At 65.6% G+C, this 25,333-nt stretch carries 18 protein-coding genes and 1 pseudogene; 9 read left to right on the top strand and 10 right to left on the bottom strand.

The annotated features are described in order from the left end of the window. The first annotated feature begins 115 nt into the window (after positions 1-115). From CGU34_RS11485 to CGU34_RS11470, 4 genes are read left to right on the top strand one after another with little or no spacing between them, the layout of a single operon-like run. Positions 116-511, top strand: a complete 396-nt coding sequence (locus tag CGU34_RS11485) for a hypothetical protein (protein WP_100814159.1) — start codon at positions 116-118, stop codon at positions 509-511. A gap of 24 nt (positions 512-535) precedes the next feature. Then, positions 536-835: a hypothetical protein gene (locus tag CGU34_RS11480; protein ID WP_100814158.1), complete on the top strand. Its 300-nt coding sequence runs from the start codon at positions 536-538 to the stop codon at positions 833-835. Positions 836-883: 48 nt separating this feature from the next. Beyond that, the gene (locus CGU34_RS11475) at positions 884-1,450 is read left to right on the top strand and encodes an isochorismatase family protein (protein WP_036297375.1); all 567 of its coding nucleotides are present in this window, start codon (positions 884-886) and stop codon (positions 1,448-1,450) included. Further along, positions 1,447-2,346: a DUF4436 family protein gene (locus tag CGU34_RS11470; protein WP_051513237.1), complete on the top strand. Its 900-nt coding sequence runs from the start codon at positions 1,447-1,449 to the stop codon at positions 2,344-2,346. The genes CGU34_RS11475 and CGU34_RS11470 overlap by 4 nt, the downstream gene beginning before the upstream one ends. A gap of 21 nt (positions 2,347-2,367) precedes the next feature. Here CGU34_RS11470 and CGU34_RS11465 read toward each other — a convergent pair whose 3' ends face one another. Further along, complete coding sequence (locus CGU34_RS11465) at positions 2,368-3,807, bottom strand: XRE family transcriptional regulator (RefSeq protein ID WP_036297372.1); 1,440 nt, start codon at positions 3,805-3,807, stop codon at positions 2,368-2,370. A gap of 193 nt (positions 3,808-4,000) precedes the next feature. On the opposite strand from CGU34_RS11465, the gene CGU34_RS11460 reads away from it, so the two are divergent. Further along, entirely contained in the window at positions 4,001-5,776 is a 1,776-nt protein-coding gene (locus CGU34_RS11460) for a phosphoenolpyruvate carboxykinase (GTP) (protein ID WP_232711665.1), read from the top strand. 1 nt (position 5,777) lies between these two features. Here CGU34_RS11460 and CGU34_RS11455 read toward each other — a convergent pair. The 7 genes and pseudogenes from CGU34_RS11455 to CGU34_RS11425 form a co-directional block, all read right to left on the bottom strand. Next, a pseudogene (locus CGU34_RS11455) lies at positions 5,778-6,601 on the bottom strand (galactose-1-phosphate uridylyltransferase); the annotation flags it as partial. Then, entirely contained in the window at positions 6,598-7,575 is a 978-nt protein-coding gene (gene galE, locus CGU34_RS11450) for a UDP-glucose 4-epimerase GalE (RefSeq protein WP_036297366.1), read from the bottom strand. The gene galE and the pseudogene CGU34_RS11455, both read right to left, overlap by 4 nt. Further along, positions 7,575-9,332 (bottom strand): glycoside hydrolase family 35 protein, encoded by a 1,758-nt coding sequence (locus CGU34_RS11445; protein WP_198517761.1) that lies wholly within the window; start codon positions 9,330-9,332, stop codon positions 7,575-7,577. The genes galE and CGU34_RS11445 overlap by 1 nt, the downstream gene beginning before the upstream one ends. A 48-nt stretch (positions 9,333-9,380) precedes the next feature. Then, positions 9,381-10,268: a glycoside hydrolase family 43 protein gene (locus CGU34_RS11440; RefSeq protein ID WP_036297364.1), complete on the bottom strand. Its 888-nt coding sequence runs from the start codon at positions 10,266-10,268 to the stop codon at positions 9,381-9,383. A 146-nt stretch (positions 10,269-10,414) separates the two neighbouring features. Further along, positions 10,415-11,770, bottom strand: coding sequence for an ABC transporter substrate-binding protein (locus CGU34_RS11435; protein WP_036297362.1), 1,356 nt, complete (start codon positions 11,768-11,770; stop codon positions 10,415-10,417). Between the two features lie 88 nt (positions 11,771-11,858). Further along, entirely contained in the window at positions 11,859-12,737 is an 879-nt protein-coding gene (locus CGU34_RS11430) for a carbohydrate ABC transporter permease (protein WP_036297360.1), read from the bottom strand. After that, the gene (locus CGU34_RS11425) at positions 12,734-13,657 is read right to left on the bottom strand and encodes a carbohydrate ABC transporter permease (RefSeq protein ID WP_100814156.1); all 924 of its coding nucleotides are present in this window, start codon (positions 13,655-13,657) and stop codon (positions 12,734-12,736) included. Before CGU34_RS11425 ends, CGU34_RS11430 begins: the two co-directional genes overlap by 4 nt. A gap of 260 nt (positions 13,658-13,917) precedes the next feature. Here CGU34_RS11425 and CGU34_RS11420 point away from each other — a divergent pair, with 260 nt between their 5' ends. From CGU34_RS11420 to CGU34_RS11410, 3 genes are all read left to right on the top strand, one after another. Beyond that, entirely contained in the window at positions 13,918-14,949 is a 1,032-nt protein-coding gene (locus CGU34_RS11420) for a LacI family DNA-binding transcriptional regulator (RefSeq protein ID WP_332870619.1), read from the top strand. Between the two features lie 109 nt (positions 14,950-15,058). Next, on the top strand, positions 15,059-19,861 hold the full coding sequence (locus CGU34_RS11415) for a chitobiase/beta-hexosaminidase C-terminal domain-containing protein (RefSeq protein ID WP_100814155.1): 4,803 nt from the start codon (positions 15,059-15,061) through the stop codon (positions 19,859-19,861). Positions 19,862-19,911: 50 nt separating this feature from the next. Next, positions 19,912-21,104 (top strand): IS3 family transposase gene (locus tag CGU34_RS11410; protein WP_100814154.1). Its coding sequence is split into 2 segments (ribosomal slippage): positions 19,912-20,196 and positions 20,199-21,104, totalling 1,191 coding nucleotides; the frame shifts between segments, so codons are not numbered across the junction. 46 nt (positions 21,105-21,150) lie between these two features. On the opposite strand, the gene CGU34_RS11405 is transcribed toward CGU34_RS11410, so the two are convergent. Beyond that, complete coding sequence (locus CGU34_RS11405) at positions 21,151-23,109, bottom strand: ABC transporter ATP-binding protein (protein WP_036300280.1); 1,959 nt, start codon at positions 23,107-23,109, stop codon at positions 21,151-21,153. 235 nt (positions 23,110-23,344) lie between these two features. Between CGU34_RS11405 and CGU34_RS11400 the strand changes: the two genes are divergently transcribed. Next, the gene (locus CGU34_RS11400) at positions 23,345-24,004 is read left to right on the top strand and encodes a GntR family transcriptional regulator (protein WP_198517760.1); all 660 of its coding nucleotides are present in this window, start codon (positions 23,345-23,347) and stop codon (positions 24,002-24,004) included. A gap of 65 nt (positions 24,005-24,069) precedes the next feature. On the opposite strand, the gene CGU34_RS11395 is transcribed toward CGU34_RS11400, so the two are convergent. Beyond that, the gene (locus CGU34_RS11395) at positions 24,070-25,332 is read right to left on the bottom strand and encodes an ABC transporter substrate-binding protein (RefSeq protein ID WP_100814153.1); all 1,263 of its coding nucleotides are present in this window, start codon (positions 25,330-25,332) and stop codon (positions 24,070-24,072) included. Between the last annotated feature and the right edge of the window lies 1 nt (position 25,333).

Here is a 25,333-nt window from a genome sequence, read left to right as displayed (position 1 = left end):
TTTGGTCAGGGCCGGAGGTGGTGCGATAGGTCGCGGGGTCGCGCGCGGATCGGCAGTCGCCGTCGGCTTTCGATCAGGAGGGGGAGGGCGACCCACGTCCCGGTAACCTGAACGGATGGCCGACGTGGTGGGACTCATCGCTGAGGTCTTCACGTGGATCGGCGTGCTCGGTGCGCTGGGCCTGGCATTTCTCGCTCTCGTCGCGCGCATCGCAGACGGGAGCTGGGCCCCCACTCGCGCGGTCGTGGAGCACACCGATGACGGGTCCCTGGTGCGCTGGTTCGATGACCAGGGCACGGTGAACGAGGCGCCGCTCAGTGCACACGATCTGACGATCGTCGGCGGTCGGGACATGGCCGACATCGAGTACCGCGTGGGATGGCACAACCGCATGCGTCTGTCGAAGGGATCCGCCCTCGTCCGTGCGCTCGTGCGCCTGTCGTTCCTGATGGTGGGGGTGGCGGCGCTCGCGTTTGCGGCGGGCTGGATCGCGCTGATACTCGAGGGGTGAGCGGGCACGTGCCAAGCTGGAGTCGTGAAGACCATCCAACTGCGCACGTACACGATCGTCGACGGAGAGTTCGACGCCTTCCTCGAGTGGTGGAAGGAATGGATGCCCCGGGTGCGCGCCGCCGCCGGATTCGGGATCGAGTTCGCCTACGCCGTGCGCGAGTCGAACCAGTTCGTGTGGGCCGTGAGCATCGAGGGTGACGAGGCGGCTTTCCTCGAACTCGAGAGCACCTACATGGCGTCCGAAGGTCGTGCCGAGGCATTCGCGGGAGTGCCGGAGCGTGTTGCCGTGAGCAAGGTGGGTTTCGTCGAGGCCCTGGCCTGACACTCGCCTGACCTCCGCCGGAGAAGTACTCGGCGCTACGCTCGGGGGATGACCAAGGCGCTGTTCATCGTCGATGTCCAGAACGACTTCACCGAGGGGGGCGCCCTCGGCGTGGACGGGGGCGACGCCGTCGCCGCGAAGATCACGGAGTATCTCGACGCGTACGGCGACGACTACGACCTCATCGTCGCCTCACGCGACTGGCACGATCCGCATAACGATAACGGCGGACACTTCCATACCGAACCCGACTACATCGAGACCTGGCCGGTGCACTGCGTCTCGGGCACAGAAGGTGCCGAGTATGACCCTGAGTTCGACACCTCGCGCGTCACCCATCACGTCAAGAAGGGCCAGGGCATCCCGGCCTACTCGCTGTACGAGGGGACGACCGACGACGGCAGCCGGGTCGCCGAGCTCATCGAATCGCACGGGGTGACCGAGGTGGATGTCGCGGGCCTCGCAACCGACTACTGCGTGCGAGCCTCGGCGCTCGACGCGATAGCGCACGGGCGTCGGGTGCGGATCCTGACCGACCTGGTCGCGGGCGTCGCACAGGAGACGAGCGCGGCGGCCCTCACCGAGCTGGAACGCGCCGGAGCCGAACTGGCGTGAGCGCGGACACCCGTGCGCCCGCGGCACGGAGGCGGCGCCGCACCACTCTCATCGTTGCGCTGGGAGTGATGGTGGCGGTGTATTTGGTTTCCGTCCTGCTCTACGCGGTAGGTGGACAAGTCACGGATGCCGAGGGTGACGAGCCCGAAAAGTGGGATGTGAAACTCTCGGTCGTGCCGCAATCTGTCGACGCCGTGCGCGACCGAGTGACAATGCAGATCGACGTCATCGAAGCGGGCCCCGCGGGTGACGGCTTCGTTCTGAACGAGACACTCGGCGTGTTGATCAGCGGAGCCGACGGCGACCGGATGATCGAATTCGGGTCGAGCGGTGTGGCATCGCCGGTCGCGGTCGAGCTGGTGACCGACGGTGTGGTCGAACGGTGGCCGTTCGACTCGCACGTGGGCGAGACCTCGATCATCGCGTATCGAGTGGTTGACGGAGAGCCCGAAGCGCTCCGGACCTGGGTGAGCGCGTCAGGTCGCGTGCCGGGATGGAGCATCGCTGCCGAAGAGATCGACCTCGGTCTGCAGGCCGAGTTCGACGGCGTTTCGGAGGGCGTTGACGTCGTCCAGTTCACCGCGACCCGTTCCGGCAGCACGATCGCGTTCGGGATCGTGCTGCTCGGGCTCATGATCGTCATGCCGGTGCTCGTGCTGAGCGTCGCGATCACCGTCTACCGGGGGCGACGGCGCGTGGAGGCATCCTTCATGAGCTGGATGGGCGCCATGCTGTTCGCGACCATTCCGCTCCGCACATTCCTGCCCGGTTCGCCGCCGATCGGATCCTGGATCGACTTCCTGATCGTGCTCTGGGTCATCGTCGGGCTCATCGGGGGGCTCGCGATATACGTCGCGGCGTGGTTCCGCTGGTCACCGCGCCAGGATGCCGGTTAACCTGTCAGCTGTTCTGCCGGATCAGTCGGCGTGGCGCTCGAGGAACGAGTAGACCTCGGAGTCGTCCACGCCGGGGAAGGCCCCGCGGGGGAGCGGGGAGAACATCTGCATGTGCACGCGCGCCGAGGGCCATGACTTGCCCTCCCACCGGTCGGCGATCTCGGGGGCCGGGCGCCGACAGCACGCGTCGTCGGGGCAGGTCGAAACGGCGCGGCTCGCCGTCTCGCGCCCACGGAACCAGCGGGCGTCGTCGAAGGGCACGCCGACGGTGATCGAGAACTCGCCGTCGGTGGTGTTTCCCGTCTGCGTCGAGCACCAGAACGTGCCGGCGGGCGTGTCCGTGTACTGATAGTGCTCGGTCGCGCGGTTCTGCTGGTCGAACGCGCCGCGCGCCGAGAACTTGCGGCACACGATCTGACCTTCGACTGAACCCGTAACGTCCATCGGCAGGGGAAGTCCGTCGTTCTCGTACACGCGCTGGAGAGATCCGGTGTGACCCACCCGCAAGAAGTGCAGCGAAATGCCGAGATGCTTGGTGACAAGGTTCGTCAGGCGCATTCCGGCGGCCTCATGCGTCACGCCGAACGCGTCACGAAAGTCCTCGACGGCCAGGTTCCGATCCTTTTTGGCCTGCTGCAAGAACGCGACCGCGGCCGTCTCGGGCATGAGGCAGCACGCCGCGAAGTAGTTGATCTCGAGGCGCTGCTGCAGGAAGTCCGCGTAGTCCGTCGGCCGGGTGTGACCGAGCAGGCGGTGGGCCATGGCCTGCAGCGCCATCGACCGCAGGCCGTGGCCTCCGGGAATCGACGCGGGGGGCAGGTAGATCCGTCCGTGCTCGAGATCGGTGATCGATCGGGTCGAGCTCGGCAGATCGTTGACGTAGATCAGCTCGAAGCCGAGCCGTTCGGCCATGATGCTGACCGTGCGGTGCGTCAGGGCGCCGGTGACATGCCCCGCCGTCTTGAGCTGCTTCTCGGCGAGTCGTTCGATGTCGGGCAGGTAGTTGTCGTGCTCGCGCATCCGCAGGCGCAGCTCGGTGTTGGCACGCCGCGCCTCTTCCGGAGTCGCGATGGCCTCACGTTCGCGCCGCTGGAGTTCCCGATGGAGCCCCAACAGCGACTCGATCGTCTCATCCGACATTGTCTTCGCCACCCGCACCGGAGCAACTCCGAGGCGACGGAAGGCGGGGCTGGCCTGCGCGCGTTCGAGTTCGATCTCCAGTGCCGCTCGACGGTTGGGGGGCTCGCCGGAGATCAGGTCCGACACTTCGGTGCCGGTCGCTGCAGCGACGGCCTGCAACAGCGAGAGCTTCGGCTCGCGCTTTCCGTTCTCCACCAGGCTCAGCTGGCTGCCGGCGACCCCCACCAGAGCGCCGAGCTCATCCAGCGTCAGCCCTTTCTGCAGCCGGTGATGCCGAATGCGGTGACCGAGGGTGGTGAGTTCGAGAGCGGAGCCGACCATTCCTTGAGTATAGGGAAAGAATCGTGTTTCTTTCGTTCGCAAACTTTGGCAAATCACGGCACGACCGCGGTGAAATTGAGGAGAGCCGAGAAAGTAGGAGCGCATCGTGGCACTTGCCGAATCCCTGAGCACCCGCATCGCCGTCCCCCGTCGCGTCACCGACTTCGGACAGCGCCCCGCGGACGAGGCCGGTCTGACCGAACTGCTTGCGTGGGTCGACGAGGTCGCCGCACTCACGCAGCCCGCCCGCGTGCACTGGATCGATGGATCGCGCGCTGAGAACGAGGCGCTGCTGCGCCAGATGGTCGACGACGGCACGCTCATCCGCCTGAATCCCGAGTGGCGCCCCGGTTCGTACCTCGCACGTTCGCACCCGAAGGACGTGGCCCGTACCGAGGGCCGCACGTTCATCGCATCCGAGCGCGAAGAGGACGCGGGCCCCACCAACAACTGGGCCGACCCGACCGAGATGCGCGGCACGATGTCGCAGATCTTCTCCGGCAGCATGCGCGGCCGCACGATGTACGTCGTCCCGTTCTCGATGGGCGCCGTCGGTGGCCCGCTCTCACACATCGGCGTGCAGATCACCGACAGCCCCTACGCGGTCACGAGCATCGGCATCATGACGCGCGTCGGCGCCGACGTGACCGACCTGATCGCCAACGGAGCCCCGTGGGTGCGTACGGTCCACTCGGTGGGTGCGCCGTTGGCGCCCGGTGAGAAGGATGTCGCGTGGCCGTGCAACGACGACAAGTACATCGTCCACTTCCCGGACACCCTCGAAGTCTGGTCGTACGGGTCGGGCTACGGTGGCAACGCCATCCTCGCCAAGAAGTGCTTCGCGCTGCGGATCGCCTCGGTCATCGGGCGCGACGAAGGATGGCTCGCCGAGCACATGCTGCTCATCCGCGTCATCGACCCGCAGGGCCGGAAGTACCACATCGCCGCGGCGTTCCCCTCGGCGTGCGGCAAGACGAACCTGGCGATGCTTCGCCCGACGATCCCCGGCTGGCGCGTCGAGACCCTGGGCGACGACATCGCCTGGATCCGCCCCGGAGAAGACGGACGCCTCTGGGCGATCAACCCCGAGGCCGGCTTCTTCGGCGTTGCACCCGGCACGGGCGAGTCGACCAACGTCACGGCGGTTGAGACCCTGTGGGGCAACACGATCTTCACGAACGTCGCGCTCCGACCCGACGGTGATGTCTGGTGGGAGGGCCTGACCGATGAGGCCCCGCCGCACCTGACCGACTGGGAGGGCAACCCGTGGACACCGGCATCCGGTCGTCCCGCCGCACACCCGAACTCCCGGTTCACGGTGAGTGCCGGTCAGTGCCCGCAGATCGCACCGGACTGGGATGCCGCCGAGGGTGTGCCTCTCGACGCGATCCTGTTCGGTGGACGACGTGCCACCAACGTGCCGCTGGTCGTCGAAGCGACCGACTGGACGCACGGCGTCTTCATCGGCTCGAACATCTCGTCCGAGCGCACGGCAGCCGCCGAAGGAACCCTCGGCGAGCTGCGCCGCGACCCGTTCGCGATGCTGCCGTTCTGCGGTTACAACATGGCCGACTACTTCGGCCACTGGCTGAAGGTCGGGCAGAAGCTGCGCTTCGACCGCGCTCCGCGCATCTTCCAGGTCAACTGGTTCCGCCGCGGTGCCGACGGCCGGTTCCTCTGGCCCGGCTTCGGTGACAACTCGCGCGTCATCGAGTGGGTCGTCCGTCGCATCCAGGGTGACGTCGGCGCCGTCGACAGCCCGATCGGCCGACTCCCGCGCATCGAGGACCTGAACCTCGACGGTATCGATGTACCCGAGGCGGACCTCGAAGAGCTCTTCTCGGTGGACCCGGCGACGTGGCAGGCCGAGGCCGACAATACCGAGGCCTTCTACGCGACGTTCGAGGGTCGGGTGCCCGCGGCCCTGCAGTCCGAGCTCTCGGCCCTGCGGTACCGCCTCCGCAATTAGCCGCGAAGTCGGGAGTTTGGCGGTGTGGCAGCAGGTGTACCTCGATCGGCCAGCGTGCGGCAAATGGCACGAACGCTGTCCAATGTTCGCCGCTGACGACCCGGTCCCCGGTGCGCTCGACGTCGAGAATGCGCCGGAACAGGTCGGGGGCGGTGCGGTGGATGGTGTCGAGGGTCTGCTGTGTCTTGGGAGAGATGTAGGGGTAGGCGTAGATCTAGCCGTGCGGGTGATGGACGGTGACTCCGATCGCCTCGCCGCGGTTTACGAACGGGATCACCTGATGCACGCCCCGGAAGTGCGGCGAGCGCTTCGGTCCTGTCGGCCCATGCCTCGATCAGGGTGCGTGCCCGGCTGGGGGTCTGGGTGCCGAACGATCCCTCGTGGTCGGGGCTGAAGCAGACCACTTCGCAGCGGCCGATCGAGGTGCGGGTGCGCCCCAGGCCTCGCTCCGCAAGATCATCCAGGCCGCGCGGGCTGTTGGGCACAACGGCGAGGTCGGGTCCGAAGGACGGGGAGCGGTTCTCGAACACGGCCACGTCGTAGCGTGCCGGGACCTCGGAGGGGTTCCCGGGGGTCTGCGGTGCGAGGGGGTCCTGGTCGACCGGAGGGAGGAAGACCCGGTTCTGCCTGGGTGCGGCGATCGAGACCCAGTCGCCGCCCGTGAGCACGTCCTGCCGCATGGTCGCCGTCGGCGGCCGCGGGTCGAGCGGCCTGGCGTCGACCGCCCGCTCGGGCCCGAGGGTGGTGTCGACGTCGTCAAAGTAGATCAGCTCGCGCCCGTGGGGTAGGGCGGGTGACTCGCTTGGCGATCCCGCCGGTGGTCATTGCGGGGTTTCCTTCTCTGCGCGCAGCCGCGCCTCCCATGCGCTCCGTACCATCTCCTCCACGGAGTGCCGCATCCGCCAGTCGAGGTCGCGCGCGGCCAGCTTGCCGCTCGCGACGATGCGGGGCGGGTCGCCGGGCCGGCGGGGTCCGATCGTTGGTGTGAACTGGATGCCGGTGACGGTCGCGACGGCGGTCATGATCTCGGCAACGGAGAGCCCGTCGCCACTACCGAGGTTGTAGGCGGACTCGATGGGCTCTGCCGCTTCGAGACGGCGAGCGGCGGCGACGTGCGCGGCGGCGATATCCGACACGTGGACGTAGTCGCGGACGTTCGTGCCGTCGGGGGTCGGGTAATTGTCGCCGTTGATCTGCGGGGTTCGGCCGGAGACGAGAGCATCGAAGACGAGTGGGAACAGGTTGTGCGGGCTGGTGTCGTACACCGCCGGGTCGCCGGAACCGACCACGTTGAAGTAGCGCAGGGAGGTGTGCCGCAACCCGGTGGCGATGCCTTGGTCGTGAAGCAGCCACTCGCCGATCAGCTTGGACTCGCCGTAAGGGGATTGCGGATCCTTCGGGGTGTTCTCGGTGACTTGCTCGACATCCGGCGTTCCGTAGACGGCGGCGCTGGAGGAGAACACAACCTGGTCGATCCCGTAGCGGACTATGGCCTCGAGGACGCTTATTGTCCCGGTCACGTTTTGCTGGTAGGTGTGCAGCGGCCGCCGCACGGAAACTCCGGCGTATTTAAAGCCGGCGACGTGGATGACGCCTGTGACGTGATGATCCTTCATCACTTGGGTCAGGGTGTCGGTGTGGAGGATCGTTGCGCGGATGAGCGGCACTCCGTCGGGGACGAAGGGCAGTAGCCCGCTGGACAGATTGTCAACGATGACAGCGCGCATATCGGCTTTGATCAATTCCCGTACGACGTGAGCGCCGATGTAGCCGGCACCTCCGGTGACAAGCCATGTCACTAGAAATCCTCGTGTCCGAGTAGCGGTGTCGCCGCGAAGACGGCTTCCTGTTGGGTGAGCACTTCAAGTTCGAGGATGACAAGCTCGTTCTGTCCGGAGCGTAGGACGGGTTCGGGGACATATAGGGTGCGTTGCGGGCCGCGTCGCCAGTACCGGCCGAGGGCGAAACCGTTGATCCAGGCAAAGCCCTTCCCCCAGTCACGGGTGTCCAAGAACAGGTCGCACGGCCTGGTCAACTCGAACGTTCCGCGGGCGATGACCGGGCCGACGGCCAGGTCATCATGGTCGACTTCGATGGCCGGGACGCGGTCGAGGTCGAGGGGGATGGCAGTCCATCCGATGATCGGTTCGCCGTCGAGGCGGCCTCCGCCGATGAGGCCTTTGTGTTCGCCGATTCGGGGGCCGTAGTTCACCCGTCCCTGGTCTTCCACGATGATCACGAGCTCGCCGGTGCTGCGTGTCAGGACGATGGCCTGCTCGTGCGCGTCGCGGGCGAGCACACCGACCGGTGCCCCATCGAGGAAGATCCACGCCCGGTCGCGCACCTCGTCGAAGCTGAGCAATCCTGGGCCATTTCCGTGCAGGGTTGTGGTGAAAATGGCGATGCCACGGTCGTGCGCCAGGTCGTCGAAGGTGGGGAGAGTGTCGTGACGGCTCGCGACGCCCAGGGAGCTGGCGAGCGGCAGAAGATTCGAACGGTGCGACAGCGGGGTGCTGAACTCGTCGACTCGGTGCGGAGCGGAGGGAACCTCGTCGGGAATGGGGGCGTAGCGGGCGATGACGTCTCGGAAGGCGAAGTACTTCTCGGTGGGGTTGCCCGCCTCATCCAGAGGCGCGTCGTAGTCGTAGGAGGTCGTGATGGCGGCATAGCGGCCTTTGTCATTGGCGCCGTTGGTGAGCCCGAAGTTGGTGCCACCGTGGAACATGTAGAAGTTCACCGATCCGCCGACGGAGAGGATAGCGTCCAGGTCGCGTGCGGTCAGTTCGGGGTCGGTGGTGTGGTGGTGGGTGCCCCAGTCATCGAACCAGCCGTTCCAAAACTCCATGCACATCAGAGGCCCCGTGGGTTGATGCTTCCGGAGGGTAGCCAGCCGTTCAGTGGTGCGAGAACCGAACGAGGCGGTCATGTGAACACCGGGGATGCTGCCGTCGATCAGCATCTGATCGATGGGCTGGTCGACCGTGGTGAGCGGCACAGTGATGCCGGCTTCACGGGTGACTCGGACCAGTTCGGTGAGGTATTGCTTGTCGGCGCCGTAGGCGCCGTACTCGTTCTCGATCTGGACCAGGATCACCGGGCCGCCGTCCTCAATCTGACGCGGAGTGATGATCTCATAGACGCGCTGAAGGTAGTCGGTGACAGCGGCTACATAGAGCGGTTCGAGGCGCCGCACACCGACCTGCTCGTCGCGGAAAAGCCATGCGGGGAGCCCGCCGTTGTCCCATTCCGCGCAGATGTATGGCCCGGGCCGCACGATGGCGTGCATTCCCTCCGCAGCGACCAAGTCGAGGAAGCGGCCGAGATCGAGACCACCGGTGACATCCCACTCGCCCTGGCTGGGCGCGTGCGCGTTCCAGGCCACGTAGGTTTCGATCGTGTTCAGCCCCATCAGGCGTGCCTTGTGAATCCGGTCTGCCCACTGCTCTGGGTGTACACGGAAGTAATGCAACGCCCCGGAGAGGATGCGGTGCGGCTGGCCGTCGAGCAGGAAATCCTGGTCGCCGATCTGGAAGGTGGGCAAGGTGTGCGGCTCCATCGTTGTCAATGTGGGGTGAGGTGGGGTAGGGGTGGCCGGTGGGCGAGGTCACGTCTCGGCGGGAACGGGGGTGGCTGGGCCCAGTGTCGTGCCGCGTCCGCGTGGCTGAAGTAGTGTGGCGCGTTCCCAGGGGGAGTCGTTGGGTTGGTGCAGGGTCAGCATCTGCCGGCCATCAAATGTGGTGAAAAGCATGCCGTGGCCGCCGTCCTGCGACCAGACTGGCCGGTCGTGATGTTTCCAGGGACCGAGGATGCTGGTGGAGGAGCGTGCTGCGCCAAGGGTGTAGCCAGTATCGCTGAGGCTTGACCACAGCATCACAAGTTCGCCGGTGATGCTGTCGCGGGTCAAGAATGGCCCGTCGGTAACGTAATTCGCGGTGCCGGGCACGGGGCGCGTCCACGGCGCTTCCGAGGCGTGGAACAGAACGACGGGTGTGGTCGCGGCCTTCTTCAAGTCGCTGGTCAGTCGTAGCGCCGCGATCGACCCATCACCGATCTGTACCCACTCGTGACAGAACACCAGCCACGGTCTTCCGTGTGGGTCGATGTGCAGCGTGCCGTCCAAACTCTCCCAATCCTCGGGTGTGACTGGGCCATCGCTCCACGGCAGGAACGGGCCTTCAGGTTGCTCAGCTACGAGTACTTGTGTGCCGCGTGATCGCCCTTCGCCTGCGAAGGTAGCGAACATGAAGTAGCGGCCGGAGTGGGCGTGCACTTCCGGTGCCCAGAACTGGGCTGTTCCCCAGAAGTCCGCGGGGGGCCGGAACACGGCTACGGGTCCGGACCAGTCCTCGAGGTTGGTGCTGCGGTAGGCGTCAAAGCCGACGCCTGGGCCGGACCAGGGGTCGAGATCGGTGGTGCCGTAGAGGAAATAGGAACCCGAGGTCGCGTCGGCCAGGATGTAGGGATCGCGGATGCGGAAGTCGTTCAGTCGCACGGTATCCCTTCCAGATTCGCCGCGCCGCTCCGCGACGGCTGGCGGGTGCGAATGGCGGGCATGGTGGGGGAATTCATGTCGTAGGGATGGTGGGGCGGCGTGGCCAGCCGTCGGGTCTGGCTGGCCACGCCGCTTTCTTCCGGGGGCTACTGGCTAACCGTGAAGCCCTGCTGGTTGCCGTATTCGATGATGGCGTCCTGCCAGGCGATCAGACCCTCGTTCAGGTCGGTCTTGTTCGCCCACGCCTGACCGGCGGTGTCACCGAAGATGCTGTTGGCATACACCTGGAAGGGCAGGTACGACCAGCCCGGGATGACGTCCGCAGCAGCCGCGCCGAGCACCTCGTTGATCTTCTGGCCACCGAAGTAGTCCGACTCGTAGGAGAGGAACTCCGGGTCAGTCAGCTGCGCGTTCGTGGACGGGAAGCCGCCCTCGTCCGTGAAGATCTTCAGGCTTTCGTCGCTGTTGTTCAGCCACTTCAGGAATCCTGCCGCCAGTGCAGGGTTCTCAGTCTGAGCGGTCACCGACTGCCCACCGCCACCGTTCTCCGAGGAGGCAGGCGTGCCATCCCATGTGGGGACCGGTGCGACGCGCCAGTCACCGGCGGCGTCGGGCACGGAGCCTTCCAGCACACCAGGCATCCACGCGCCGATGACCAGCGATGCAACCCCACCGTCGGCCAGTCCGCGGTACCAGTCATCGCTCCACCCGGGCACGGGAGAGACGAGGTCGTTCTCGGTCAGCTGACTCCAGAAGTCCGCCCAGCGCTTCGTGCCCTCGTCCTGCAGGTTCACGGTCACGTTGGTGCCTTCGGTCTTGAACGGCAGGCCACCGGCCTGCCAGATCGAGGTCATCGTGAAGCCGGCATCACCGGTGTCGCTGGTGATGTACTTCGTCGGGTCGGCGGCGTGCAGCTTCTGCGCCGCGGCAAGGTATTCGTCCCACGTGGTGGGGACCTCGATGCCGTACTGGTCGAAGATGGTCGCGTTGTAGAACAGCGCGGTGGGACCGGAATCCTGGGGGAGGCCGTAGATCTTGTCGTCGAAGACGACCTGGCTCCAGGTAGAGGCGGTGTAGTCGTCCTCGAGGTCCGCGAACCCGTACGGGGTGAGGTCCAGCAGCGACTCCGAGAGTGCGTACTGCGGAAGTGCGCCATACTCGATCTGCACGACATCCGGGGCGCCGGAGCCTGCGGTGATGGCGTTCTGCAGTTTGGTGTACTGGTCGTTACCGGTGCCGGCGTTGACCAGTTCGACGTCAACGTTCGGGTATGCCTCCTCGAACGCGGCGACCTGAGATTCGGCCTGCGGGGTCCAGGACCAGTAGGTGAGCGAGCCACCAGCCTCGAGCGCGGCCTCGACATCGGTGTCTGACCCCGGGGCTGCGGTGTCACCGCCGCCACCGCCGGAGCAGGCGGCCAGTGTTACGCCGATGACTGCCCCGGTCGCGAGGACCGTGAGTGCGCGCCTGGTGAATGCGGCGCGGCTAGTCGGGTAATTCATGCTGTGTTTCCTTTCACATCGTTGTACTCGGAATGTCCGGACGAGTGCCGGTTGAGAGGGTTCGGTGGGCGTCATGCGGTGCCTCTCGTCACTGCTTGACGCTTCCGGCGCTCAGCCCCGACTGCCAGTACCGCTGCAGGAAGAGGAAGGCGACGACAATGGGGACGATCGTGAGCAGCGAGCCCATGATCACCAGGTTGTAGATCGGCTGCGCGGATACCCCGGTCGCTTGCGCGTTCCATTGGTTGAGGCCAACGGTAAGCGGATACCACTCGGGATTGCTCAGCATGATCAGAGGCAGGAAGTAGTTGTTCCAGGTCGCGACGACGGCGAAGAGTGCGACGGTGACGATGCCGGGTGTGAGCAGGCGCAGGGAAATGGTGAAGAAGGTGCGGATCTCGCCGGCGCCATCCATCCGGGCGGCTTCCAGCAACTCTGTCGGGACGGCATCGATCGCGTAAATCCACACGAGATACATCCCGAACGGACTGATCAGCGACGGGATGATGATCGCCCAGGGCGTGTTGGTCAGGCCGAGCTCGCTGAACATCAGAAACGTCGGCACCGCCAGTGCCGTTCCGGGGATGGCGATGGCGCCCAGAACGATCGCGAAGACAGCGCGACGGCCGGGGAACTTATATTTCGCCATTCCATATCCGGCGAGAGTTGCGAGGGCTGTCGCGCCCCCGGCGCCGATTACCACATACAGCAGGGTGTTGCCGAGCCAGCGGACAAAGATCCCGTCGCGGTAGGTCACGGTCTCGGCAAGGTTCTGGAAGAAGACGAAGTCGTCGGCGAACCACAGTCCAAAACTGTCGAACAGCCCGGCCTGTGTCTTGGTCGAGTTGACGACAAGCCACCACAGTGGCACGAGGGTGTAGATGAGAAACAGGGTCATGACCACCGTGAGGGTGACTGACCGCCGCGGGTGGGTGGGCTTGTTGCGAACGAGGGTGGGGGCGGTCATCGTGTCTCCGCCCGGGATCCGCGCAGCTGCACGACGTAGGCGATCACCGCGGTGATCACACCCATCACAATGGCCACGGTCGCTGAGTAGTTGTACTGCTGCCCGGCGAAGGACAGGTTGTAGGCGTACATGTTGGGGGTGAAGAAGGTGGTGATCACGTTGGGTGCGAGGGGTTTGAGGATGTTTGGTTCGTTGAACAGCTGGAAGCTGCCGATGATGGAGAAGATCGTCGCGATCACGATCGCGCCGCGTAGGGAGGGGATCTTGATCGCGGTGATGATCCGGAATTGGCCGGCGCCGTCGATCTCCGCCGCTTCATAGAGATCTGCGGGAATTGTGCGGAGTGCGGAGTAGAAGATCAGCATGTTGTAGCCGACGAACTCCCAGGTCACGATGTTGCCGATGGAGGCGAGGATCCAGTCGCGGGCGAAGGGGGTGATCAGCTCGAATCCGACGGCATCGTTGATGTTGCCGGCCAGTCCGAAGTTGCCGCCGTAGATGAACCCCCACATCAGTACCGCGACGACGCCGGGTACGGCGTAGGGCAGGAAGATGACGATGCGAAAGAAGCCCGAGCCATGCAGGCGAGCGCTGTCGATCGCCAGTGCCGCCAGCATGGCGAGGCCCAGCATTATCGGCACCTGGATGACGAGGAACAGCGAGACGTGCCAGAACCCCTCCCAGAACTGTGCGTCACCGAAAACGCGAAGGTAATTCTCGAGCCCAACGAACGCGTTACCGCCTACCAGCTGGTTGCGGAACAGGCTCAAGTAGAGCGCGTAAAGAACGGGTGCGATGAAAACCAGGGCGAAGACCACTAGGAAGGGGCCTACGAAGGTCCATCCTCGCCAGTCTCGCCGTTCTCGGCGCGGCCGGGCGCGGGCCGCCAAGGGCGGCACGGGTGCGATTGTGGTCGTCATTGACGGAGTACCTTTTCGTGTTCCCGGGTCAGAAATCCCGGGGCTGTTTACGCAAACATATGACGGATGTCGAACGATGTCAACGCAAACATTCTGTGACAATCCCACCCCGCAATCAAGGTGATGACAAATCGCCGAAGCCTTGGCGGGCCAATGGGGCGACATGGATCGAGGCGCAACGCCGGCAAAATCGCGGGTGAAACAGTGAAAACCCGGGTCTCGCGTATAATGTCAACGCAAACATCCAAGAATGTGGAGCGATGATGCTGAACCAATCTGTAGAGGTCGCCCCACGGCGTGAGCCTTCCATCATGGACGTGGCCCGCGAGGCTGGCGTATCTGCGCAGACAGTTTCCCGAGTCGCGACGGGCAAGAACGTTGTCCGACCGCAGACTCGCGAAAAAGTCGTCGAGGCAATGCGCCGTCTGGGGTACCGTCCGAACGGCGCTGCTCGCGCTCTGAAGTCTGGCCGGTATCGGAATATCGGCGTGATCATGTTCTCGTTGTCCTCGTACGGCAACATGCGCACTCTGGAGGCGATTGCGGGGGAGGCGGCTCGGGTCGGATACGCGCTGACATTGATCCCGCTCGGCGCGGCCAGCCAGTCGAGGGTCTCGGGGGCGTTTGCGCGATTGAGCGAGCAGGCTGTCGACGGAATCGTGATTCTGATCGAAGCGCACCAGCTGAACGAGTCAGACATCGAGCTTCCGCAGGGGCTGCCGGTCGTCGTCGTCGACTCCAACGCCCAGTACGATCAGCCGGTCGTGGACACCGACCAGGCGCAAGGTGCTCGTCTGGCCACGGAACATTTACTTGACTTGGGTCACCGGACGGTGTGGCACGTCGCCGGCCCTGACGAGTCCTTCTCTGCACAGCGGCGACGTGAGTCCTGGAAAGCGACGCTGCACAGCCGCGGCGCTGCGGCGCCCGAGGTCCTGGTCGGCGATTGGTCCGCGGACTCCGGCAGGGTGGCGGGGAGCGAGCTCGCGCTGCGTGAAGAAGTGACGGCCGTCTTTGCGGCGAACGATCAGATGGCGCTGGGCGTGATGCACGCCATTCACGAAGCAGGACTGCGTATCCCCGAGGACATCAGCGTGGTCGGGTTCGACGACACGCCCGAATCCGCAAGCTTCTGGCCGGCCCTCACGACCATCCGTCAGCACTTTGACCAGGTCGGCGTGGCGTCGCTGCAGGCGCTTGTCGCCGCGATCGAGGGCCAGCCCCGGGAACGCGGTGATCTGGTTCCCACGGAGCTAATCGTTCGACGCAGCACCGCCGCGCCCTCCCGCTAACTCCCTCTAGACGGACTCGCCGTCAACGGCTACCGTCAGTGTTTACGCAAACAATGGCAGCGCAAACATTGGCGTGTATTTGACCCTTGCGTCCACGAACGGATCCAAAATGACGAAGACGTCGCCCGTTTCTTCCGCTTCTGCCTCCGCAGTCGCAGTAACCGCTCTGGGGCTGCTGCTGTCCCTTGTGGCAGCACCGAGCGCCGCGACCGCGGCCGAGGTCACGCCCGACACCGGGCACGTGCGGGCGGCAGCCTATGAGGACACGGCAACGACCACGTTGCCGGCTACTGTCACCGTGGGCCGGGTGAGCCGGGCGGTGACCTGGCCGACTGTGGACACCGGGACCGCGTACGTCACCCGGAGCGTCACGGGCACCTTGGATGGTGGGGACACGGTTGCCGCGACCGTCGAGGTCGTCCCCAAAGATCTGGTCTATCTCATCGACTCCGGGACATCCAACTCAGTGGAGTTCACGGCTGCCCAGCAGCTCGCCGGCGTGGGGGAGCAGGCAACGCTTCTCAACGTAAGCCCTGACCAGCAGTACAGCGGGACGGCAACGTGGGGTTACGACCTGAATGGCACCGCGGGGAACAAGCCGGACTGGGTGGCAAAGAACGATTCCGGTTCTCGCAAGGACCAGACCGGACTGTACGCAGATGACAACCCGGCCTCGTACGTGCTGACCCTCGCAAAAGGGAAGTACGCGATCACGGTCGGAGCCTACGAGTGGTGGAACACCCCCGGTCGCAAGCAGAACGTCACACTGATCGCACCGGATGGCACGGCTACGCCGGTCGTCACCGACATGCAGTTGAACAAGGGATCCGTCGTTGTCGCCGCCGGTGCCGTGGAGGCACAGACCGACGGGGTCTACCGGTTGTCTTTCAGTGAGGTTGCCGGCGGATGGCCGGTAGTCAGCTGGCTGGGTGTTTCGAAAGTTGCCAGCACCACCGCGGCGCCGGTGATTACTCCAGGGTCCGGCACATTCAACGCCGCCAAGACGGTGTCGATCTCGTCGCCGACTGCGGGTGCTGAGATCTTCTATACCCTGGACGGCAGCGAGCCGACGACGGGAAGCACCCCGTATACGGCGCCGTTCACGCTCAGTCACAGCGCCGCCATCAAGACGATCGCCGCGGTCGGCGACGATGTCAGCGCGATCAGTTCCGCCCAACTGACGATCAGCGTGTGGGGCGCGACGGCCACCGCATTCAAACTCGCCGGCGGGACGGCTGCGGACAACGTCAAGGTGACCTGGGATGCTGTGTCCGAGGCAACCCGGTACGAGGTCTTCCGCGGCTCCGATCTGATCGCGACGACGACCGGCGACACTGTCGACGACTACGCCTTGGGCTCAGATGTGGCCCTCACGTACACGGTCAAAGCCTTCCACAATGATGCCGAGATCGGCACCTCTGTGCCCGCAGCGGTGCGCACGTACACCCCCACGGGTAGCCCGGCGGTCTGGGACAACACGACCAACGGCAATGACCTCGGCCTGCCGCGCGGAGTGAAAGTCGGCGACGCCTATTATCTGTACGCCACGACCGGCGAGGGCGGCTCCACCACGATCACCGAGGCGGCCTCCACCGATGGGCGAACCTTCGGCACGGCGCGGACGCTGACCACGCTCGAGGACACCAAGCTGGAAAGCTTCTCCGCGCACCTCAACCCCGCCACCGGCAAGGTCATCATCGCTGCGCACCGGGAGAACGCTGCTGACTACAACGAAGCCGAACTGTTCCTGGCCGAGGTCACCGTCGGCGGTGACCTGTCCGTCACCTTCAGTGGCCGCCCGCTGGGGAAAGATTCCCGCGATATGTCGGTGTTCACCGACACCGATGGCTCCGCCTACGTGAGCACCGCAACCAACACCAACGCGGATATCGCGATTATCAAGCTCAACAGCTCCTGGACTGCACCCGACACCCTGGTCGCGACCGCCTTCCAGGGGCAAGGCCGCGAAACACCTCAGATCACCCGCAACGGAGACACCTACTACTTCTTCAGTTCCAAGGCATCCGGGTGGCTGCCCAGCCAGGCGAACTATGCGTCCGCCGGGTCCCTTGCCGGACCCTGGACCGACCTGCGGGAGCTCGGAAACGCCGCCACCTACGGCACGCAATCCACCGGTGTCTCCGAGTTCGGTGAGAACAGCTATGCACTGTACGGGTGGCGGTGGGGTGCCAACTGGACGCCCGCGGAAAGCACAGGCAACTACCCGCGCCTGCTGCCGGTGAGCTTCAACGCCGGCTTCGCGTCGATGGAGTATTACAGCACCGTCGAGTACTACCCAGGCACGGGACTCGTCCCGGTGCAGTCCGGACGCCTCGTGTCCCTGAACAAGCCGGTGAGTGTTTCCGTTGATGGAGCATCCGCCAACAACAACCAGGGCGTCATCACCGACGGCGCAGACCTTGCCGCCTCCGGGTTCTTCCGCTCGGGCAATGAAGGCGCCGCCAACGCGTACCCGTACGATGCGGTCATCGACCTCGGCACGGCGCACCGCCTCACCGAGATCGATACGACCACGTTCCTGTACAACGGGTCCGAGGCGGCGTACAAGTACACGATTTCCGGTTCGCTGGACGGCTCCGACTTCACAAAGCTCGTCGACCAGACCAACAACACCCGTCCTGGATACCTGATTGACAAGGTCAACAGCACAGCGTCCTACCGGTACGTGAAACTCACCGTCACCGGTGTGACCAAGATCAAAGACGGCGGCAGTGTCACCGGCTGGGGTGACGGACTGTACGAGGTCGCCGTGTTCGGCACGCCCGTCTCCACCCCGGTCCCCAGTGTCCCCGCGGGCCGCTACTACGCCGCGCAGACCATCGAGCTGACCAGCAGCGACCAGGGCGCCGAGATTCACTACACACTGGACGGGTCTACTCCCACCGCCTCGAGCACGGAGTACACCGCACCGATCCAGCTCACCGAACTCGGGGACTACACCCTGAAGGCGGTTGCGATCAGCGACGGCACGGTCAGTGAGGTCCTGACCGCTGCGTACTCCATCCTGTCTGGGGACAGCCCGGTGAGTGTGGCCGAGACCCCCGCGTACGCGGTCGTGCCCGGTCAGACGCCAGACCTTCCCGCAACGATCAAGGTCAATACCGCATCCGGCGGGGTCGTGGACGCGCCGGTCACGTGGGAGCTGGACGGGATGACCTTCACTAAGCCGTACAAGTCGTACACGATCTACGGCACCGTCGATGGACTCCCGGGCTACGCCACCGGCAGCATCGAGACGCTCGCGACTCAGACCATCTACTACGTGGACTCGGGCACCGCTACAGGTTCATCGAATTCCTATCTGGGCGCGAAGTGGCTGCGCGGCGCCGACCTGCTCAACAGCGCGTCAGATCGGGCGAAGACAAACTCCACTACCTGGGGCTATTCCGGACAGGACGGTGTGGTTACTGAAGCCGGCGCCAAGGAGGTCAACGGTCTCTATGGGAAGAACAACGCCGGGAACAACGTCGACTACGCGTTGACCCTGCCCGCGGGCACATACACGGCCGCCTTTGGAATCTACGAGTGGTGGGACGCCCCAGACCGCCAAGTGCGGGCGACCCTCGTCGACTCTCAGGGTCGCAGCATCGCCATCGCAGAGAGTACCGCCGGCGCGATCAACAAGAACAACCGGTCCACCTCTCTTTCGGGCACCTTCACCGTCCCCGCGGATGGGGCTGGCGCGGTCACCCTTCGGTTCACGAACGTGGGCTGGCAGGGCGCGACCGTGACGTGGTTCGGAATCGCCAAGGGCGCGCAGACGCTTGACCTGACCCCGGACACGGTGACTGCGCCGGTGATATCGCCGACCGCCGCCACGATCTACGGCACCGCACAGCAGATCTCGATCAGCGCCGCGAACGGCACAGTCGTCTACTACACCACCGACGGCAGCACTCCCTCGCGAGTGAACGGCACGAAGTATTCTGCACCGTTCACTCTCTCCGCTTCGGCCACAGTGAGCGCCGTCGCAATCACGAACGGAGTGCCCAGCCCCATTACCGCAGCGGACTACACGATCGTGGTCCAGGACGGCGATTACACGTCCGTGCCGGTAGGTGCTCCGTGGTTTGACACGGACCGCAACAGCATCCAGGCGCACGGTGGCGGCTTCCTCGAGCACGACGGCTACTACTACTGGGTCGGCGAGGACAAGTCGCACAACTCGGCGTCCTTCAACGGTGTCAATCTTTACCGTTCGCAGGACCTGCTGAACTGGGAGTTCATCACCCAGATCCTCAAGCCTGAGGCGGCGGGGCTGGACTGTAACGTCAAGGGCGCGGCAACCTGCAAGGTCGAGCGACCGAAGCTGCTGTACAACGAGTCGACCGACACGTTCGTGCTGTGGGGCCACTGGGAGACCGCTGACTCGTACTCGGCATCCGAGGTGGTCGTCGCGACCTCCTCGACCATCGACGGGGACTACGCGGTCTCCTACCACGGGCGGCCCGGAGAAGGCGTGGTGTGGGATCTTGAGCAGGAGCATGCCATCGACGCGACCGTCACAGCGGGCACTTACCCCGACTTCGCAGCAGCCGAAGCCGCGTATCGGGCCGCCGGGAACACGCCCAATGGGCACCAGTCCCGCGACTTCACGGTCTACGTTGACGCCGAGGACAAGGGATGGCTCATCTCCGCGGAGGCGCACGAGCAGCTGCGGATTTACCCCCTCACCGCGGCCTACACCGAGACGGACTACGAGAACTCCTACCCGCTGTTCAACGGCCAGAGCCGGGAGGCAGCGGCGATCACCCAGGTCGACGGGGTTTACTACCTGTTCACGTCCGGGCAGTCGGGCTGGTACGCGAATCAGCTGAAGTACGCGTACACCACCGATCTGAGCGACCCGGACAGCTGGTCGGAGAACATCAAGGGACTGCTGCACGAGTAGGTGACATCTGATCTGGCTTGCCCGGGAGGGCGGCCTGGAAGGATGTTGCTGTGCCTAAGCCCTACCCGTCCGAGTTCCGTGATGACGTCATGCGCGTCGCCAGGCACCGCGAGTCCGGAGTGACGATCGAGCAGATCGCGAAAGACTTCGGCGTTCACCCGATGACTCTGCAGAAGTGGCTGCAACGTGCTGCGGTCGACGACGGTTCCATGCCCGGTCAGTCGCGAACCGAGGGCGCCGAGCTGCGCGAAGCGCGGAAGCGAATCCGGCTCCTCGAGCAAGAGAACGAGGTCCTCCGGCGGGCTGCGGCGTATTTGTCGCAGGCGAATCTGCCGGGAAAAGGCTCTACCCGCTCGTGAGTGAGCTCGCCGCCGCAGGGATCCCTGTGACGGTGACGTGTCGGGTGCTCAAGCTCTCTCGCCAGCCCTACTACCGGTGGCTGGCCGCTCCCATCTTGCCCAGCGAGGTGGTGGAGGCGTATCGCGCGAACGCGTTGTTCGACGCGCACAAGGACGACCCGGAGTTCGGGCACCGGCTCCTCGCCGACGAGGCCGCGGAGGCGGGTGAGGCGATGGCCGATCGGACCGCATGGCGGATCGCATCGAGCAACGGCTGGTGGTCCGCGTTCGGGAAGAAGCGGGGCCGCAATGGCAAGAAGCCAGGCCCGCCGGTCCACGACGATCTCTGCGCCGTCATCGACGAGGACGGCAGAACGCGACATGTGTTCGCGGCGAAGGCGCCGAACGAGCGCTGGCTGGTGGACATCACGGAGCACAAGACCGCGGAAGGCAAGCTCTGCTGCTGCGCCATCAAAGACGTGTTCTCCGGCCGGATCGTGGGCTACTCGATCGACTCGAGAATGAAGTCCCGTCTGGCCGTCCAAGCGCTCGAGAACGCTGTCGCGATGCGCGGCGACGTCGCCGGCTGCACCGTCCACAGCGACAGAGGATCTCAATTTCGCAGCAGGAAATTCCTGCGCGCCCTGACCCGTCATCGCATGGTCGGATCGATGGGCAGAGTCGGCTCCAGCGGAGACAACGCGGCCATGGAATCGTTTTTCGCCCTGCTGCAGAAGAACGTCCTCGACCGCCGATCCTGGACCACCCGGGAACAGCTGCGCATCGCGATCGTGACCTGGATCCAACGGACCTACCACCGTCGACGCAGACAACGTCGACTCGGGACTTTGACGCCCATCGAGTTCGAGACCATCATGAACACGACCGCCGCACTGGCGGCGTGACTACAACCTGTCACCTATCCGTGCAGCAGTCCCCTTCCCAGGGTGTTCACACGAGCAGCTGGTGCTTCGCGAGCTCGCGGTAGAGCGGCGTTGAAGCGACCAGCTCGGAGTGCGTGCCCTGACCGACGACGCGACCCTGATCGAGCACGACGATCAGGTCGCTGTCGACGACCGTCGAGAGGCGGTGCGCGATGACGAGCAGGGTTCGGCCTGTCGCGACGGCGTCGATAGCGTCCCGCATCCGTTGCTCGTTGACGCCGTCGAGCGACGACGTCGATTCGTCCAGTAGCAGGATCGGGGGAGCGGACAGCAGGGCGCGGGCGATCGCGAGCCGTTGACGCTCACCGCCCGAGAGCATGACGCCATCCTCGCCCACGGGCGCCTGTAGCCCGAGCGGGCTGCGCTCGAGCACATCGCCGAGGTTCACGGCGCGTAGCACCGCTTCGCACTCGGCGTCGCTCGCGTCGGGCGAGGCCAGCCGCAGGTTGTCAGCGATCGTGCCGGCGAGCGTCGGGGCATCCTGTTCGACGTATCCGAAGCGAGCGCGCAACTCGTCGCGCGGAAGAGTGCGGATGTCTGCTCCGTCGAGCTCGATCGACCCCGCGGTGGGGTCGTAGAACCTCTCCAGCAAAGACAGGACGGTGCTCTTGCCGGCGCCGCTCGGCCCGACGAGGGCGACGCGTGCGCCATGAGGCACGTCGAACGAGATACCGCGGAGCACCTCGCGCGCGGCCTCCTGCTCGGCGTCGTGCTCGGCCCCGTTCTCGAACGCAGCGCTCTCCTGCGCGGGCTTCTCGAGGTGGACCTCTTCGAGCAGGGTGCGCGCGGCGGCGGCAGCGGCGGCACGGGCCGCTACGACGTCGTCGGGGTAGCGGAAGTGCACGTCGCGGAATGCCAACGCGGGGGCGGTTCCCGACCCGGAGGACGCCGATGCCGTGGCATCCGCAGACCGTACGCGCGCGGCGACCCCGGCCGCGAGAGTGGCGTCTTCCTGGTCTTCGGTCGGCAGGTCGAGCACCTCTTGGATGCGGCCGAGGGCACCGAGTGCCTGGTTCACGCTCGTGATCGCACCGAATGTCGAGCCCAGCGGGCCGATCAGCATGAAGAGGAAGATGATGAACGTCACGAGGCTGGCGATGCCGATCGCCCCGGATGCGACGCGGAAGCCCCCCACGCCGAGCACGACGAGCAGCGAAACCTGCAGCGCGATCCCCGCGATCGGCACGACGAGGGCCGAGACCTTGGCGATCCGCACTCCTACGCCGTACGCCTCCGTGGCGAGCGAGGATACCTGCGCGACCTCGCGCTCGGTCGCGCCCGAGGCGCGCACGGTGCGGATCGACCCGACGGCGCGCTCGACGCCCGAGGCGAGCTCGCCGACCTTGACCTGCTGTTCCGTGGAAGCGGTGCGGATGCGTCCGCTCAGCAGCACCACGACGGTGACCGAGACGCCGATCACGACGACGATCAGCCCGAGCAGAAGCGGGTCGATGATGGCCATCGCGATGAGGGCCCCGACGAAGATGAGCGCACTGCCGATGGCGTCTGCGAGGCCCTGCGTCAGTACCGCGTAGAGCAGGGTCGTATCGGTGCCGACTCGAGATACGAGATCGCCTGTGCGTCGTGCGTCAAACTCGCTGATCGGGAGGTGCAGGATGCGGGAGATCAGCTTGCGCCGGCTGGAGTAGACGACGGCCGTTCCCGTGCGCTGCAACAGGTAGTGCTGGTAGCCCGAGATGATCGACGAGACGATGACGAATCCGACCAGCAGCCAGACGAGCGCGCCGAGCGACACCTCGGTCTGCACGCGCTCGATGATCTGGCCGACCAAGAGCGGCTGCACCAGGGTCGCGCCCGCGCCGAGCACGCTCAGGATCGCGACGACGATCAGCACCTTCTTGTGCTCGAACAGGAAGGGGAGCAGCTGGCGCATCGTCGCGCGCGGGCCCTCGGGCTCGGAGCGGCGTCCGCGGCCGCGGCCACGGGTGCGGGTGGTGTCGGACATGGTTACCTCGTGTTGATTGCGCGGAAGGGGATGGGGGCGGAACGTCGAGGCTCGCGCTACCTTCGACCGTACTTCTTGTGCGGGACTCGGGCCTCCCTCCAACGACCGATATTGGCGCGAATGTCGGCGCCAATATGGGGTGGTGCGGTACTGTCGAGGCACCGTTCACACCAGCATGTCGTGAACCAGCTGTGCGGAGACAGGGTCGTCGCCGCCGAAGAACAGGAGGTCGGTCGTGGTTTCTGTCGCACCGGCGGTCGAGCCCGCGCCGGGTGGTCGCCCCGATCTCACTCAGCAGATCCGCGAGGCCATCCTGGGCGGTGAGTTCGCCCCTCATCAGCGTCTGATCGAGGCGGACATCAGCGAGCGATTCGTCGCAACGCGCGCGGCCGTTCGAACCGCTCTGCTCAACCTCACGGGCGAGGGGCTCGTCGAGCGACTGCCGAACCGCGGCGCACGCGTCCGCGCCATCAGCGTCGACGAAGCCGTCGAGATCGTCGAGGTGCGCATGGGGCTCGAGGCCCTCTGCGCGCGAAAAGCAGCCGAGCGGCTGTCCGACGACGAAGCCGACGAACTCCGCGACCTGCGCGACCGCATCCGCGAGGCCGTCGCGAGCGGCAACCTCGTCGAATACGCCCGCCTGAACCAGGACATGGACCGCCGCATCCGTGAGATCAGCGGTCACGAGACCGCGATGCAACTGCTCGAGCGCCTGCGTGCCCAGTCGGCGCGCCATCAGTTCCGGCTCGCGTTCCACCCGGGACGCGCCACCGAGTCCGCGCCCGAGCACATCGCGATCATCGAGGCTGTGCTGGCGCGCAACGCCGACGCGGCGGAGGCGGCGACCCGCAAGCACCTCGAGGGAATCGTCGCCGTGCTCCGCAGTATCGATTGAGCGGAACGACGAGAACGGCCCGGTCGATTTCCCGACCGGGCCGTTCTCGTTCTAGCGGGTAGGTGTTATCCGAAGGTCTCGGCCGTCGCGTAGCCCGCGCCGTTGTACTTCTGGACCGTGACACCCGAGATAGCGGGCTGTCCGTCCTCCGTCGTGTTGATGGACGCACCCTCGAGCATCAGGGGGGCCGTGAAGTCGCTGATCGTACGCAGCTGCTCCATGAAGTCCTCACGCGTCGGCTCGGTCATCTTGGCGAAGACCTGCTCGAGCGTCGCGCCGATCTGGTAGCTCCACACGCAGTGCGGGAACGCCGGGACATCCGGGTAGTCCGCGTACTCCGCGAGGTTCGACAGGAAGGCCGCGCCCTCTTCGCTGTCCGCGAAGGTCGGGGACGATGCGGACTGGGCGAAGGCCACCGTGTAGATGCCGGGGAAGGCCACGGCGTTTCCGGGGGTGAGGATCGCGCCGGGGCTCGACGTGTTCGAGGGCAGGAACCAGCTGGGCAGCCAACCGAGCTCCTGCGTCTTGAGCAGCGAGGAGATCACGAGCGGCGTAATCGACATGGCGTTGAAGAACACGTCCGCGTCGGTCGCCGCCAGCTCGGTGAGCTGTGCGTTGACGTCCGTGTCGGTCGCCTCATACGTCAGCTCGTCGACGATCTCGATGTTGTCGGCGCCCTCGATGGCCTCTTTGAAGCCCTCGACGTAGCCCTCGCCATAGTCGTCGTTCTGAGCCAGAATGGCGACCTTGTGGTCTTCGCCGGAACTGGCGAGCAGCTCACCGAAGGCGGCGCCCTCGTTCTGGTAGATCGGCACGAAGCCGAGCTGCCAGGGGCTCTCTTCTTCGTTGCTGAAGATCGGGTCGCCGGTCTGGATCAGCACCTGAGGTACCTCGTCGGCGATCGCCGCTTCGCGGTACGCGCGGTTGGTCGGCGTGCCGAGGCCCGACGTCATCAAGAACGCGCTGCCCTCGAGCTGCTGGAAGTTCGCCAGCGCCTTCTGCGGGTCGTACGCGTCATCGAGCGCGTCGATGATGACCTCGCGCGTCACGCCATCGCCGAACTCGACGCCGCCCTCGGCGTTCTTCGCGCCGAACCATGCCGTGATCCCGGCGACGGTGCAGGTGCCGGGGCCGGCTGTTGCGCCGCTCAGGGGTGTCGTGATGCCGAGCGTGATGCTCGTGTCGGTGATTCCGGGGCTGGCTTCGACCGGTCCATCGCTGGATCCGCCGCTATCTCCTCCGCGGGAACATCCGGCGGCCAGGACGGCGACGATGCCGATTCCTGCCACGACCGAGGTGATCCGCGCTTTTTTGCGCAGTGTGCTCATG

Origin of the sequence: Microbacterium lacus, from assembly GCF_002812805.1 — a bacterium.
GTDB classification, from domain to species: Bacteria; Actinomycetota; Actinomycetes; order Actinomycetales; family Microbacteriaceae; genus Microbacterium; species Microbacterium lacus_A.
This window is presented reverse-complemented; position numbering and strand designations above follow the sequence as displayed.

Excerpts from the sequence above, each read along its gene's own strand:
- CGU34_RS11475 (WP_036297375.1), top strand. The coding sequence starts at position 884 with ATGACCAAGGCGCTGTTCATCGTCGATGTCCAGAACGACTTCACCGAG.
- CGU34_RS11415 (WP_100814155.1), top strand. The coding sequence starts at position 15,059 with ATGACGAAGACGTCGCCCGTTTCTTCCGCTTCTGCCTCCGCAGTCGCA.
- CGU34_RS11445 (WP_198517761.1), bottom strand. The coding sequence starts at position 9,332 with ATGGAGCCGCACACCTTGCCCACCTTCCAGATCGGCGACCAGGATTTC.
- CGU34_RS11405 (WP_036300280.1), bottom strand. The coding sequence starts at position 23,109 with ATGTCCGACACCACCCGCACCCGTGGCCGCGGCCGCGGACGCCGCTCC.
- CGU34_RS11465 (WP_036297372.1), bottom strand. The coding sequence starts at position 3,807 with ATGGTCGGCTCCGCTCTCGAACTCACCACCCTCGGTCACCGCATTCGG.
- CGU34_RS11420 (WP_332870619.1), top strand. The coding sequence starts at position 13,918 with ATGATGCTGAACCAATCTGTAGAGGTCGCCCCACGGCGTGAGCCTTCC.
- CGU34_RS11430 (WP_036297360.1), bottom strand. The coding sequence starts at position 12,737 with ATGACCGCCCCCACCCTCGTTCGCAACAAGCCCACCCACCCGCGGCGG.
- CGU34_RS11435 (WP_036297362.1), bottom strand. The coding sequence starts at position 11,770 with ATGAATTACCCGACTAGCCGCGCCGCATTCACCAGGCGCGCACTCACG.
- CGU34_RS11485 (WP_100814159.1), top strand. The coding sequence starts at position 116 with ATGGCCGACGTGGTGGGACTCATCGCTGAGGTCTTCACGTGGATCGGC.
- CGU34_RS11425 (WP_100814156.1), bottom strand. The coding sequence starts at position 13,657 with ATGACGACCACAATCGCACCCGTGCCGCCCTTGGCGGCCCGCGCCCGG.
- CGU34_RS11395 (WP_100814153.1), bottom strand. The coding sequence starts at position 25,332 with ATGAGCACACTGCGCAAAAAAGCGCGGATCACCTCGGTCGTGGCAGGA.